This window comes from Klebsiella sp. JB_Kp004 (assembly GCF_040065795.1).
Lineage (GTDB): Bacteria > Pseudomonadota > Gammaproteobacteria > Enterobacterales > Enterobacteriaceae > Klebsiella > Klebsiella quasipneumoniae.
On the sequence record NZ_JBEAKW010000008.1, the window covers coordinates 24,808 to 36,915 of the forward strand.

14 protein-coding genes and 2 pseudogenes are annotated in these 12,108 nt (G+C 56.1%); 7 read left to right on the plus strand and 9 right to left on the minus strand.

The genetic code is table 11. The features are described from left to right. Positions 1-122 precede the first annotated feature (122 nt). From ABLX76_RS10395 to ABLX76_RS10405, 3 genes and pseudogenes are all read left to right on the plus strand, one after another. Positions 123-347: a hypothetical protein gene (locus tag ABLX76_RS10395; RefSeq protein WP_086075864.1), complete on the plus strand. Its 225-nt coding sequence runs from the start codon at positions 123-125 to the stop codon at positions 345-347. A 143-nt stretch (positions 348-490) separates the two neighbouring features. After that, positions 491-1,111 (plus strand): histidine phosphatase family protein, encoded by a 621-nt coding sequence (locus tag ABLX76_RS10400; protein WP_241516011.1) that lies wholly within the window; start codon positions 491-493, stop codon positions 1,109-1,111. Continuing rightward, positions 1,108-1,378 (plus strand): annotated as a pseudogene (locus tag ABLX76_RS10405) (LysE family translocator); the annotation flags it as partial. The gene ABLX76_RS10400 and the pseudogene ABLX76_RS10405, both read left to right, overlap by 4 nt. A gap of 132 nt (positions 1,379-1,510) precedes the next feature. Here ABLX76_RS10405 and ABLX76_RS10410 read toward each other — a convergent pair. Beyond that, positions 1,511-2,236, minus strand: a complete 726-nt coding sequence (locus ABLX76_RS10410; RefSeq protein ID WP_348874478.1) for a type 1 glutamine amidotransferase — start codon at positions 2,234-2,236, stop codon at positions 1,511-1,513. A 92-nt stretch (positions 2,237-2,328) separates the two neighbouring features. On the opposite strand from ABLX76_RS10410, the gene ABLX76_RS10415 reads away from it, so the two are divergent. After that, positions 2,329-3,129: a helix-turn-helix transcriptional regulator gene (locus ABLX76_RS10415; protein ID WP_172754642.1), complete on the plus strand. Its 801-nt coding sequence runs from the start codon at positions 2,329-2,331 to the stop codon at positions 3,127-3,129. Between the two features lie 502 nt (positions 3,130-3,631). Here the strand turns inward: ABLX76_RS10415 and ABLX76_RS10420 are convergent. Continuing rightward, positions 3,632-3,988, minus strand: a complete 357-nt coding sequence (locus ABLX76_RS10420) for an ASCH domain-containing protein (protein WP_186976793.1) — start codon at positions 3,986-3,988, stop codon at positions 3,632-3,634. Positions 3,989-4,239: 251 nt separating this feature from the next. Continuing rightward, the gene (locus ABLX76_RS10425; protein WP_348874479.1) at positions 4,240-5,163 is read right to left on the minus strand and encodes a LysR family transcriptional regulator; all 924 of its coding nucleotides are present in this window, start codon (positions 5,161-5,163) and stop codon (positions 4,240-4,242) included. A 99-nt stretch (positions 5,164-5,262) separates the two neighbouring features. Between ABLX76_RS10425 and ABLX76_RS10430 the strand changes: the two genes are divergently transcribed. Further along, positions 5,263-5,697 (plus strand): DMT family transporter, encoded by a 435-nt coding sequence (locus tag ABLX76_RS10430; RefSeq protein ID WP_289553498.1) that lies wholly within the window; start codon positions 5,263-5,265, stop codon positions 5,695-5,697. 9 nt (positions 5,698-5,706) lie between these two features. Beyond that, entirely contained in the window at positions 5,707-6,198 is a 492-nt protein-coding gene (locus tag ABLX76_RS10435) for a DMT family transporter (RefSeq protein WP_241515970.1), read from the plus strand. Between the two features lie 261 nt (positions 6,199-6,459). On the opposite strand, the gene fabF is transcribed toward ABLX76_RS10435, so the two are convergent. The 3 genes and pseudogenes from fabF to ABLX76_RS10450 all read right to left on the minus strand — a co-directional run bounded on the left by fabF (position 6,460) and on the right by ABLX76_RS10450 (position 8,528). Continuing rightward, on the minus strand, positions 6,460-7,734 hold the full coding sequence (gene fabF / locus ABLX76_RS10440; RefSeq protein ID WP_348874480.1) for a beta-ketoacyl-ACP synthase II: 1,275 nt from the start codon (positions 7,732-7,734) through the stop codon (positions 6,460-6,462). A gap of 19 nt (positions 7,735-7,753) precedes the next feature. Then, positions 7,754-7,946, minus strand: a pseudogene (locus ABLX76_RS10445) (EmrB/QacA family drug resistance transporter); the annotation flags it as partial. Between the two features lie 24 nt (positions 7,947-7,970). Continuing rightward, on the minus strand, positions 7,971-8,528 hold the full coding sequence (locus ABLX76_RS10450) for a helix-turn-helix domain-containing protein (protein ID WP_080901592.1): 558 nt from the start codon (positions 8,526-8,528) through the stop codon (positions 7,971-7,973). A 322-nt stretch (positions 8,529-8,850) separates the two neighbouring features. Between ABLX76_RS10450 and asd the strand changes: the two genes are divergently transcribed. After that, positions 8,851-9,969 (plus strand): aspartate-semialdehyde dehydrogenase, encoded by a 1,119-nt coding sequence (asd, locus tag ABLX76_RS10455; protein WP_289553434.1) that lies wholly within the window; start codon positions 8,851-8,853, stop codon positions 9,967-9,969. Positions 9,970-10,141: 172 nt separating this feature from the next. Here asd and hpxZ read toward each other — a convergent pair whose 3' ends face one another. The 3 genes from hpxZ to hpxX are packed head-to-tail and all read right to left on the minus strand — an operon-like array spanning position 10,142 to position 12,104. Further along, positions 10,142-10,528, minus strand: coding sequence for an oxalurate catabolism protein HpxZ (hpxZ, locus tag ABLX76_RS10460; RefSeq protein ID WP_101978245.1), 387 nt, complete (start codon positions 10,526-10,528; stop codon positions 10,142-10,144). Continuing rightward, entirely contained in the window at positions 10,525-11,922 is a 1,398-nt protein-coding gene (locus ABLX76_RS10465) for an AtzE family amidohydrolase (protein ID WP_065883690.1), read from the minus strand. The genes hpxZ and ABLX76_RS10465 overlap by 4 nt, the downstream gene beginning before the upstream one ends. Next, the gene (hpxX, locus tag ABLX76_RS10470) at positions 11,919-12,104 is read right to left on the minus strand and encodes an oxalurate catabolism protein HpxX (RefSeq protein WP_348874481.1); all 186 of its coding nucleotides are present in this window, start codon (positions 12,102-12,104) and stop codon (positions 11,919-11,921) included. Before hpxX ends, ABLX76_RS10465 begins: the two co-directional genes overlap by 4 nt. Positions 12,105-12,108: the final 4 nt, after the last annotated feature.

Below are 12,108 nucleotides of genomic sequence, written 5' to 3' on the forward strand. Positions count from 1 at the left end.
TAAGATAGACAATCCTGGAATGCCTGGCTTGCGTCTTCAGGTACCCCTACATTTAGTGGTGGCTGCCTCCAGCCGGTTTCTCTATTCTGCCTGTAACCGTGAGAAGACCGGAGTCTCTCTTTGTGAACCATCTTATCGTTGAAAAAGTCATCATCATCTTTCTTCTCATCCTGTGGGGATTCGATACATTCAGAACCAGGAAAAGAAAACGTTTTGATCCTGCCATTGAAGCGGCTGATGCCAGAGAACGTTATCAATGGCGTTATTTCAGATGGGGTTTTCGGATCATACAAGTGGTAGCGGGTGTGTATATCTTCGTACAGCTGATTCAGGTTTTACTGAGATAGAGGCCGCCGGCAGGGGCGACTGAACATAACCCTTGTCAGCGACACGTGTTCCTGTTTTTCGTCGAGAGCTAAGAACTTGCCTGCATATAAACGGGGTGTTTTTAGTTTGTAACATTTCAATCAACAGCATACGTGACCTTTCAATGATGCAAGTGATACTGGTTCGACACGCAGAAACAGAATGGAATGTAAAAGGGAGTATTCAGGGACACAATGATAGCGCATTGACGCTTCGGGGGGAGCGTCAAACATCAGCCTTACTGGCGGCGTTTGCAGCGAGTGATTACCGGGCAGAATGTGTTTACGCTTCTCCGCTTGGCCGGGCCTGGCAAATGGGACAGCGCCTGGCGGAGAGTTTTTATTGTTCACTGATAGCTGAACCAGCTCTGAAAGAACAGGCTTTTGGTCAGTTTGAGGGCATAACAACCGTAGAGCTCCTGCTGAATAATCCAGACGCCGCAGAAGCGTTATTCAACCTTGATGCAGAGTATTGTCCGCCAGGGGGGGAGTCTCTCTCACATGCTTCGCAGCGAATTATGCATTTTTTATCCAATCTGGAAAAAAAACATCATCATCGAACAATATGTCTTGTGTCTCACGGGCAGGTCATTCAGGGCGTGCTTGCGATGCTAACAAGCGGATCTGTGGATGATTTTCACAGGTATGCGCAACCCAACGCGAGTTACTCCGTTTTCGAGCTGGTTAATGGAAGGTGTACCGCGCTTAGATGGGGGATCGCGACACATTTACGTCACCTGGATTGAACAGTCTGACTTACCCCAAATTCCTGCTGTTCATGTTTGCTGTTCTTCCTCAGTTTGTCGTACCCGTCGCGGGTCCTGTCTGGTTGCAATTGCCTGTTCTGGGGAGTATTCAAAAGCGGGCTGGAATGGTTAGTCGCGATGGCATCAGGGACGTTTGGAAACGGTCCTAAACACCCGGGCGTTATCCAATGGCAGGAGCGGTGTACAGGCGTTGTCATCCGCATGATGTTTAGCGGGGCCGGCATAGTATCGACATCCGCCCGTTAAGGTATACACAACCGGTAAACCCGCTGTCCGCTTCTCGTTCAGACTGAAACGTAACCTCAGTTGGTTCGTCCGCTCTGTGCAAGGAGCGGACATGTCAATCTCAACCCGATGGCAAGCTCACCGGGCATGACATTATGCTTCAGCGGCGTTGTAACGTGCTTCCAGCTTATCCAGAAAGCCAAAAAGCGCTTGATTCATTTCCCTGTAATCGTGGGCCCGGAGCGCTTCAGGCGTGTCAACGAAACGGTAGTCTGCTGCACGGCTCAGGTCTTGCTCAGAATGGGCGATGAGCAGTTCTACAACGTCCAATGTGAGCTCCATGTGGCACTGGAAACCAAAGACGCGGTCTGAATAGGCAACGATCTGCCGGGGACAGCCCTCGCTGTAAGCGATAATCTTAGCCTCCGGCGTCAACCCTGGCATGTCGTTATGCCAGTGACCCACTGCCAGTGTTTTCCCAAAGTGTGAGAACATCTCATCCTTTCTACCGTCTTCGGTCAATGTGATCGGGAATTTACCAATCTCTTTTTCCGGGCTATGAGAGAACGGCGCGCCCAGCGCTTCACCGATGAGCTGTGAACCCAGGCAGATACCGATCACCGCCTTACCGGTTTTAACCGCGGAAGCAATCAGCGCCTGTTCCGCTTTAGCATTAAAGTGCGGGCACGCTTCAAGCGTTGTGTCCGGATCCTGCGGACCGCCCATCACGATAAGAAAATCGATGTCTTCGGCGTCAGCAGGTAGCCGATCGCCTGCATAGACGCGTGAGTAAGTTACATCATGACCTTGGTTTATTGCCCAGGTTTCATATGCGCCCGGGGCTTCAAAACTTTCATGTACGATAAAGTGTACACGCATGAGGTTAAGCTCCTGTAATATCTTTGATGATCTGAAAGATAAGTCACGCACCCATTGCCTAAGGCTCTACTCCGGGTGGTTCCAGTTTCGATATGATAAATGCAGGGGCTAAATCTGAAATGCCAGGTAGTATAGATAAAGCGCCAAGACATGATGAAGTCACAGGCTGGTCCAGTACTGCGATAAGCTATCAACGTGGTGAGGTAGATCCTCCCCATCATCATGTTGAGGGGCAGCTACTCTTCGCCACCAGAGGGGTTATGCTGGTGCAAACAGAGAGTGACCGTTGGGTGATCCCTCCTCAGCGGGCATTATGGCTACCGCCTCTGCATATCCATAGTTACCATCTGCTTTCACAAACCGATCTCAGGGCGATCTATTTCAGCAGTAGCCTTATCGCAGAATGTATGAGCTTTACGAAGAGTCAACAGGTGCATGTGATCACGGCTACGCCGTTAGTCAAAGAACTTATCGCAGGGCTGTTCAGTGAGGACTACGCCAGACCGATTCAACGGAAGATAGCGTTGTTGCTTCTGGAAATTCTCAGCGAGGCGCCACCTTTAACGATGGCGCTACCCATGCCGAATGATGAGCGATTATTCAGCGCGGCCAGATCGCTACTGGTCAATCAGCGCTGGGAAGCATCGCTGAGCGAGCTGGCTTTTATGTCGGCCATGTCGGAACGGACCTTTTCCCGATTGTTTATGAAGGATACAGGCTTTAGTTTTCGAACATGGAAGCAGAGAGCCAGAATTTATGCTTCGTTGGATCTTCTCGCGAACGGCGTTCCAATCAAACAGGTCGCTTACCAGCTTGGTTTCTCATGCCCGGCGGCATTTACCGCTGCTTTTCGTTCCATTCTTGATTCAACGCCGCGCGATTTTGTGCCTTAAACCGGGAAACCATATCCGCTTTTTGCTCATCGCAGCCGTTCGGATATGTTGCACGACAAAGAGGGGATGGCAGGGGAGCCATCTGCGAGGAACAGAATCACCGTAAAATCCCTGGGGAAGAGAATGATATTTACCCCTGTAATCCTGTGCACGGGCGGCCTGGCCTGCGCCTGCCAGCGCGGTGGTGAGCAAAAAGCGCCCAGCAGAAGATAAGGTGAATAACTGGCTGCCGGCACCGGACGGTAAGTTATCACTGTATATTCGCGCTTATTGGGGTGAGCAGTCGATTCTGGACTGGACCTGGCAGCCGCCGAAAATTGAAACCGTGAAATAAGCGAACCAAGTGGCCCTCTGTTTATGAAAGGGGGCTTTTTCTAACTCCTTTTGACCGTTTGTCCCTCGCACACTGCAGACCTTTTGCTCGATAGCTTGTCCGCTCCGCGCCAGCATCGAATATTGTTATCAAAGGCGATTGATAAAACGTCAGCCCGTTAACCTTGTCTCACAGCACCTCAACCACTTCAAACTCTTCTGCGATCAACTCCATATCCTCAGAAAAATGACCTTCACGAATGAAAAAACGCTGATGCTCTTGCTGCCAGTATTCAAGGCTTAAATCGCCTTCACCCTCTTTGCGGGCGAACGCTTCAGTCACATCACAAAAACGCACCAGATGCATCGAAACCAGTCTGATCACACAAACTGGAACATTCTGGCCATCAAGAATAATGTTATAATCCCCAATCCTCGGGGCAGACGCTTCCTGCTGATAAGAGGCAAAAGATCCGCAAGAAGCCGTTTTGATCCCTTTTTTAATCAGCTCCGCAAGCTCGCTTGCCAGTTCCGGACTGTCACCCATTTGCCAGGCCCCTGCGCCTGGATATTTCCTTTTTATTTCCTCAACTTCAACCATGAAAATTCCTTCGTTATCGTCAATGAAAAGAAAGTTATACCTTTTTTAACCTGAGCGGCCCCAATATTATCAGCGATATCTTTCTTTAGATAGTGTGGTCCGTTCTTCGCTCAAAACGGACCTCAAGGGCATTTAACTCGTTGGCTCTGTGCCAGAAACGGAAATTAACTTCAGGACGAGCAATAACATCGCCTGTCTTATTCAGACTGCCAGTAAAGCGGTGAACCGAACGCGTCCAGGTAGTAATCGATAATCGCCCGAACGTTCAGAGGAGGGTGGCGGGCATTCGGATAGATTGCCGCGATATGCTGTGGCTCCGTTTTTATGGACGTATCCAGCTCCGGCAGCTCGCCGCGCTTCAGCCGGTCTCCAATCAGCCAGTCAGGAAACAGCACAATCCCCATTCCCCCGAGCGCGGCAATCAGCAGAGTTTCAGCATTATTCGATGACATCAGGGGCGAGACGGGGTAGTGCACCCATTCTTCTCCGTGCCTGCGCAGCAGCCATTGGTTTGGGCCTGAGGAACCGCGATAGACCAGGCATTTATGCCGCGCCAGCTCTTCGGGTGATCCCAACATGCCGTGCCGGCGGATGTAATCCGGTGACGCGGCAAGATGATAGAACTGCTGGCCAAACACGCGCGCATGAAATGCGGAATCCGTCAGCACGCCAATGCGGAAAATTACGTCAGCCGGCTCGCGGTGCGGATCGATGTAATCATCAGTCAGGGTAAGCTCAATGCTGAGCTTCGGATATCGCGCCGTCAGGCCGGGTAACGCGGGGGCGACATGGCGCTGTCCGAAGAACACCGGTGCGTTTATGCGCACCATTCCGGAAGGCTCAAGGGTTCTCTCGTTGAGTTCCCGCCGCGCCTCCTCCATGCTGCCAGTCATGGCTCGCGCATAGCGGATAAAAAGATGGCCGCTTTCCGTCGGAATTATCGCCCGGGTATTGCGGTAAAAAAGCTGCTGCCCGAGCACATCCTCCATCTGATGGATGACGCGCGAAACCTGAGAGGCAGATATCCCTTCCCGCCGGGCTACCACAGAGAAATTCTGCGTCTCATAAACCTCTATAAAAATCAGCAGGGCGCGAATACTGATGTTCCCGAGCTCATTCATTAATGCATATCCTGCACAAGTGTTTATCTCATTATGGCATTTTTCTCATCCATGTTAAGTCGTAATCTTCTCCGCCTGAACTACAGGAGACTGATTGCTTTGCAACTCATATTGATTTTTATCGTCATTGCCGGAGGCATGGGACTGTCCATAGAGGCAGGATTGCTCGGGCCACTGGGTGGGGAGGTCGGTGACCTCTGGGCTACCTTTAGCATATTCGGCGTGGGTGCGGCGCTGACCTTTTTGCTGATGCTTTTTTTCAGCCCGCGTAACAGCCCGTCATTCTTTGCGCAACCAGCGTGGCAGCTGCTTGGCGGCGTGCTTGGGCCGATCTACGTCATCATCCTGACCGTGGTAACGCCGGCAATCGGCATCGCCATGACGATGATCGGCATTCTGGCAGGCCAGGTGTTCAAGAGCCTGATGATTGATCACTTCGGCCTGCTCGGTACGTCGCACAGGAAAATTGACAGTATGCGTATCATTGCGCTGATTTTTATCATTGCAGCGCTGGTTATGGTTGCCCAGGGGTAAAGGAACGTTATGACAACTATCATGATTCTTCTCGCCGTCGCCGGTGGCGCCATGCTGAGTATCCAGGCGGCTATCAATAGCCAGCTGGGCAGCAAGGTCGGCGTATTCAAAAGCGCGTTCCTGACATTTTCTGTCGGCGCGCTGGTGACGGGATTGCTGATCTTCTTCTTCGAACCCAAACACACCCTGACGCTGATGGATGTGCCTAAATGGCAACTGCTGGGCGCAATGTTTGGCGTACCGTATATCGTCATTATGGTACTGGCCGTCCAGCGTATTGGCGCTGCAGTGGCTACGGTCGCCGTCATTTTTGGCCAGTTAACCATGAGCATGCTGATCGATAACTTCGGCTGGCTGGGCAATGCGGCGATTCCATTCTCGCTGAGCCGAATCGGCGCCATTATCTGCCTGGGTATTGCGCTGTTCTTTATTTACGCCAGCAGCAGGTCAAAAGCCGCAACGGCGACACCCCCCAGGCAGCAGGAAAACGCTAACACATAAGCTCAGGTCTTCGTCATTAACATTGGTTTTGGTCTACAGGACGCCATAACACCAACGCACCCGTTTTCGCAGCAACGCGTCAGTGGCTCACATTTTTTGACCTTAAGAGAAAGGGGCTGCTCACCCGACTTCAGCGGTGGTAGCGAATTTTTCAGCTTCAGCAGAGAACACAGGAGCAGGGTGGACAAGTGATACCAGCGACAACGTATGGTGTCCGGGTGGAGCTCCCCCGCCAGCCCGCGCCGGCGGGGGAGTTGACGATTATTCCCAGCGTTTCAGCAGCAGGCTGGCGTTAACCCCGCCAAAGCCAAAACCGTTCGACAGCGCATAGCGCATCTTCTGCGGGCGGGTCTCCAGCGCCACCAGGTTAAGACCTGCCGCCTCTTCATCGGGGTGATGCAGGTTCAGCGTCGGCGGCACCACCTGATCACGCAGCGCCTGAATGGTGAAGATGGCCTCTATCCCGCCTGCCGCGCCTAACAGATGGCCGGTAGCGGATTTCGTCGAGGTAATGGCGACAGGATGGGCGCCAAACAGCGTTTTAATCGCCGCCAGCTCGCCTTTATCGCCGACCTGGGTCGAGGTGGCGTGGGCGTTAATATGGTCAACCTCTTCAGCGGTCACTCCGGCCTGGCGAAGGGCGGTTTCCATGGCCCGACGCGCGCCGTTACCATCTTCCGGGCCCGCGGTCAGGTGATAAGCATCTGCGCTGGTGCCGTAGCCCACCAGCACGGCCAGCGGCGTGGCGCCGCGCGCCAGCGCGTGCTCCAGCGACTCGATCACGATAAGCCCGGCGCCTTCTCCCATCACAAATCCATCGCGGTCGCGGTCAAAGGGGCGGGAAGCGGCTTCCGGCTGGTCGCTGGAGGCGCTGGAGAGCGCCCTTGCCGCGGCGAACCCGGCAAGGCTAACGCGATGTATTGCCGCTTCCGCGCCGCCGCAGAGGGCGATATCCGCCTCGCCGCTGCGGATCATCCGCGCCGCATCGCCAATGGCCTGGGCGCCCGCCGCGCAGGCGGTGACCGGCGCGCCGATGGGGCCCCGGAAACCGTGAGCGATAGACACATGCCCGGCGGCCAGGTTGGCCAGAAAAGAGGGAATGGTGAACGGGGAGAGGCGACGCGGCCCGCGCTCATCGGTGGTATGTACCGCATTGGCGATCTCGCTGAACCCGCCGATCCCGGTGGCGATCACCGTGGCGGTGCGTTCCTGTTCGGCCGCTGATGCCGGCGACCAACCGGCCTGAGTCAGCGCTTCACGCGCGGCGACCAGCGCAAACTCGATAAAACGATCCATCTTTTTGCGCTCTTTCGCCGGGATGGTCGCCAGCGGGTCGAAGCCGTGCAGCGGATCGCTTTCAATGGACGGCACCTGGCCGGCCACTTTGCAGGGAATATCCGCGACCAGCTGCTCGCTGAGCCGGGTAATCCCTGATTTTCCTGCCAGCAGCGACTGCCAGACGTGCTGTACGCCGCAGCCCAGCGGGCTGACAATCCCCATCCCGGTGACGACAATGCGTTTAACGGAAACGCCCATAGTTAACTCTCCTGTAGTATCAGTGTGCCGGCGGCTTTTTCATCAAGGGAACCAGCTGCGCGGCAAGCAAAAAACCAATCATGATGAGGTAGAACGCATCGGAAAATGCCTGGGTTCGCGCCTCCCGCCGCGCCAGCGCGGCATCCGGCGAGATCCCCGCGTGGCGAAGTTTGCCGCGCTGCGCTGAACAAAATCCTGGCGTTATTCAGATGGCCGCCAGAACGTGGACGCTTTGCTTACTGGCCGGATTCATTGCCGGCATCTCTGTAGGGTTCAGGCTGGAATTTTTGCCCGCTATCGCCTTCGCGTTTGCGCAGCAGATATTCATGACGATATTTCATCAGCGGCGAGGCGGCGGGGCCCGGCACCATGGCGTATTTACCCGGAATAATCTCTTCCCCGGTCGCTTTATCCACCATGACTGGCTCCACCCGGCGCTGGGTAGCGGTTTCCACCAGCTGCATCTGACGGCCTTCGGGAGCGAAGTGGCGATTACCCCATTCCGCCAGCGCCAGCAGCACCATGCGGAAATCGCGGCCGCGCGGGGTGAGGTGGTATTCGTAGCGCGGCGGCGTGCTGCTATAGCAGACCTTCTCCAGCAGCCCGTCGTCGACCAGTGCCTTCAGGCGGCGCGACAGAATATTGGGCGCGACGTTGCTGCTTTTCTGAAATTCGTCGAAGCGGGTAAAGCCCGCAAAGGCGTCGCGCAGGATCATGATGCTCCAGCTGTCGCCGATGCGGCCCAGGCTACGGGCGATGGGGCAGGGAGCGTGGCAAAGCGGTTCATTTTTCATGAGCGGTCCAGGGAGCAGGTGGCTGTTGCCAGCAAATTGACATAGTCACTATCAAAATGCAAGTTACTCTTGATAACTTCAGGGGAGCAGCCGCTCGCGTTCCGCTACGTCATTTCTTCCTTTGAATGCTGAAAGCGGGACAGTCTCCGCCGCCTGCTTATTTCTGCTTTACCGTAATAAGAGATAAAAACCGCTGATGGCAGATGAAACATTTTAATAATCATAGAAATCGATGTGGTGGGTAATGACCTTTATTGGGGGATACGATATAAGGTATGGCGAAGGCAAATTAATATTCTCATAACTTTTTAAGGTTAAATAAATGAAGCAGGTGGGTATTGTTGGCTGGCGGGGCATGGTTGGCTCAGTATTGTTGCAGCGAATGATCGAAGAGAATGATTTCGACGATATTTCAGCGCATTTTTTTAGTACCTCCAGTGCGGGTGCCGCGGGCCCGGTTATTAATGGTAAAAGCGACAGACTGAAAGATGCAAATTCCCTTAGCGCCCTCGCCGAAATGGATATTATTATAACCTGTCAGGGCGGGGATTATACCAAAGCCATCTATCCGGCGTTAATTCACTCTGGCTGGCAAGGGTACTGGATCGACGCCGCTTCGGCGCTGCGAATGGATGAAAACGCCTGCATTATTCTCGACCCGGTCAATCGCGATAATATCGATCGTGCGGTGAAAGCGGGAGTGAAACTGTTTGTCGGCGGCAACTGCTCCATTACGCTGAGCCTGATGGGGCTGGCCGGGCTGATCAAGGCTGATCTGATCGAATGGATGAGCGTCATGACCTACCAGTCTGCCTCCGGGGCGGGCGCTAAGCAGGTGCGGGAATTGATCGCGCAAAGCGCGTATATCAGCCAGCATTTGTCCGCTGATGAACTGGCGGCATCAGGTTCCGTGCTGCCTTTAGTCAATAAAGTGAGTGATCTGATTAATAGCGCCGGCATGCCGGTGGAGAATTTTGGCGTCCCGCTGATGGGCAGCATTATTCCATGGATTGACAGCGATTTAGGCGATGGAAATAGCCGCGAAGAATGGAAGGGGGAGGCGGAAACCAATAAAATACTTGGCCTTGCGCCCGGCACCATCCCGGTTAATGGTTTATGTATTCGGGTCGGCGTGATCCGCTGCCACAGCGCTGCCATTACCCTTAAACTTAAACGAGAGGTCAGCGAAACGGAATTCGCAGAGTTAGTGACCCATTCCCATCCGTGGGTAAACTATATCCCCAATAATAAGCCAGAGAGTGTCAGTAAACTGACCCCGGCTGCTATTAGCGGTTCGCTGCAGGTGGGTATTGGCCGCTACAAGAAAATGTCGCTAAATAATGAGCCGATCTACTCGGTGTTGACGGTGGGCGATCAGCTGTTATGGGGCGCGGCGGAACCCTTGCGCCGTATGTTAAATATCCTGCTTGGCAAAGTGTAATGACTGGTGCTGCCTGACAGGCCTGCGGCAGAAATGACCTTTTCAGCGCAAGACTATCTGCTGATTCAGCAGCCCTCAATCATCCTGACCATCGTCAATAACTCCATTTTTACCGGTTCGGGAATGGCCAGGGGAGACGGTATCCACCTGGCCATAATCGGTATTGTTCCCCTCAGTCCATCAGACTGACCTGGGCGGCGACAATCCGCCAGCCATAGGGAAAGCGCACCCACGTCTGCTGCTGGCGTCCAGGGCGGGCGCTGCCTTCGCGGGTGAACTCGGTGCTGCACACCGCCATGTCCGCGCCAAAGGTGGTGATGGTGGTATGGTGCAGATCGCGGGCCAGACCGGCGGCGGGGCGGGCGGCGCGAAAGGCGCGGATCGCCTCGATGCCATACAGATTCTCACCGGCCCCCAGCCGCACGGTGCGCGGGTCGTGCCAGAACAGCGCATCCAGCGCCTCGATGTTATTGCTGACCAGCGCCTCTTCATACTGATAAAACGCCGCCGTCACCTCGGCGAGGATCGCCGGGCGGTCTATATTGTCCAGATTGATCATGCTGCACTCTCCGCCACTCGGGCATCGGTAATGCCCATCGCTTCCAGCGCCCGCGCGGCGCGAAGACAGGCTTGTTCGTTAAACGGCGCGGCAATCAGCTGCAGGCCAATCGGCTTGCCGCTGGCGGTACGCAGGGGCACGGTCACCACCGGCAGCCCGAGGAAGGAGATCGGTTGCGTCAGCATTCCCATGCTGGCGCGCACCGGCAGCGGCTGGCCGTTAATCACCATCTCCTCGGCGCCAATCGGCGTGGCGCTGCATGGGGTGGCCGGGGCGATCAGCACATCGGCCTGACTGAACAGGGATTTCATCGCCTGACGGGCATGGCGGCGAAAGCGCTGGGCCTGCAGATACCATGCGGAGGGGATCATCGCCCCGGCCAGCAGCCGCTCGCGGGAGTGAGGCTCAAAGCGCTCGGGCGAGTGGCGAAGATCCGGCAGATACTGATTGCCGCCTTCGCTGGCGCTGATGATAAAGGCCGCCGAGCGGGCCAGGGCGGCATCCGCGAACTGCAGCTCGCTGTCGGCGCCCAGCGCGTGGGCGACCCGATCCACGGCCGCCCGGGCGTCGTCATCGCACCAGGTGGTGAAATAGCCCCCCAGCCGCGCGCAGCGCAGACCCTCCAGCCCGCGCTCCAGCAGGTTGCCGGTGCGCTCGCTGGCTTTATCGGCCTGAAAGTCATCGGCCGGGTCGCGCCCCTGCAGAGCGTCATACACCGCGGCGAGGTCGGCCACCCGGCGGGCAAAGGGACCAATATGATCCAGACTGGCGACAAACGGATGGCTGCCGGAGCGGGAGAGGCGGCCGAAAGTGGGTTTCAGGCCAAAGATCCCGCACAGCGACGCGGGGACGCGGATCGATCCGTTGGTATCGCTGCCGAGGCTGAAATGGACCAGCCCGGCCGCCACCGCCGCGGCCGAACCGCCGGAAGATCCGCCGGCGATCCGCGACAGATCGTGCGGGTTATGCGTCGCGCCATAGTGGCTGTTTTCGGTGGTGAAGCCGTAGGCGTAGGCGTCCATATTGAGCATCCCGCTGAGCAGGGCGCCGGCGCTATGCAGCTGGCGCACCGCCCAGCTGTCGCTGGCTGCCGGCGGCCGGTCGCTCAGCAGTTCCGCGCCGGCGAGGGTGGTGTGCCCGGCGACATCAAACAGATTTTTCACCGCGTAGGGAATGCCCGCCAGCGGCGGCAGGGGGCGCTTTTCACGGCGCAGGGCGTCGATGCTGTCGGCCTCCGCCAGCATGCGCTGGGCGGTGACCTCGGTCCAGGCGTTGATCTGCGGATTTACGCGGGCGATATCGTCCAGCGTCTGGCGGGCGATCTCCCGGGCGCTCAGTTCGCCCTCGTGCAGCGCACGCTGGATCTCGGCGATGGTGAAATGGTGAAGTGTCATGCTTTATACACCCCCGCAATGTCGTCGCGCGGCCCGAGGGGATAGTCCATCAGCGGCTGCGCCATGGCGGCGATGCGGGCAAACTGGCGCTCCAGCTCCTCACGGCGCGGTTCATCCAGCTCCAGGCGCAACAGGTGGGTCATCTGCGTCAGATACTCGCTCCAGTCTGGCTGTGTGGTCATGGTC

Coding starts and splice junctions, on each gene's coding strand:
- ABLX76_RS10400 (WP_241516011.1), top strand. CDS start 491: ATGATGCAAGTGATACTGGTTCGACACGCAGAAACAGAATGGAATGTA.
- ABLX76_RS10410 (WP_348874478.1), bottom strand. CDS start 2,236: ATGCGTGTACACTTTATCGTACATGAAAGTTTTGAAGCCCCGGGCGCA.
- ABLX76_RS10415 (WP_172754642.1), top strand. CDS start 2,329: ATGATAAATGCAGGGGCTAAATCTGAAATGCCAGGTAGTATAGATAAA.
- ABLX76_RS10420 (WP_186976793.1), bottom strand. CDS start 3,988: ATGGGTGACAGTCCGGAACTGGCAAGCGAGCTTGCGGAGCTGATTAAA.
- ABLX76_RS10425 (WP_348874479.1), bottom strand. CDS start 5,163: ATGAATGAGCTCGGGAACATCAGTATTCGCGCCCTGCTGATTTTTATA.
- ABLX76_RS10435 (WP_241515970.1), top strand. CDS start 5,707: ATGACAACTATCATGATTCTTCTCGCCGTCGCCGGTGGCGCCATGCTG.
- fabF (WP_348874480.1), bottom strand. CDS start 7,734: ATGGGCGTTTCCGTTAAACGCATTGTCGTCACCGGGATGGGGATTGTC.
- ABLX76_RS10450 (WP_080901592.1), bottom strand. CDS start 8,528: ATGAAAAATGAACCGCTTTGCCACGCTCCCTGCCCCATCGCCCGTAGC.
- asd (WP_289553434.1), top strand. CDS start 8,851: ATGAAGCAGGTGGGTATTGTTGGCTGGCGGGGCATGGTTGGCTCAGTA.
- hpxZ (WP_101978245.1), bottom strand. CDS start 10,528: ATGATCAATCTGGACAATATAGACCGCCCGGCGATCCTCGCCGAGGTG.
- ABLX76_RS10465 (WP_065883690.1), bottom strand. CDS start 11,922: ATGACACTTCACCATTTCACCATCGCCGAGATCCAGCGTGCGCTGCAC.
- hpxX (WP_348874481.1), bottom strand. CDS start 12,104: ATGACCACACAGCCAGACTGGAGCGAGTATCTGACGCAGATGACCCAC.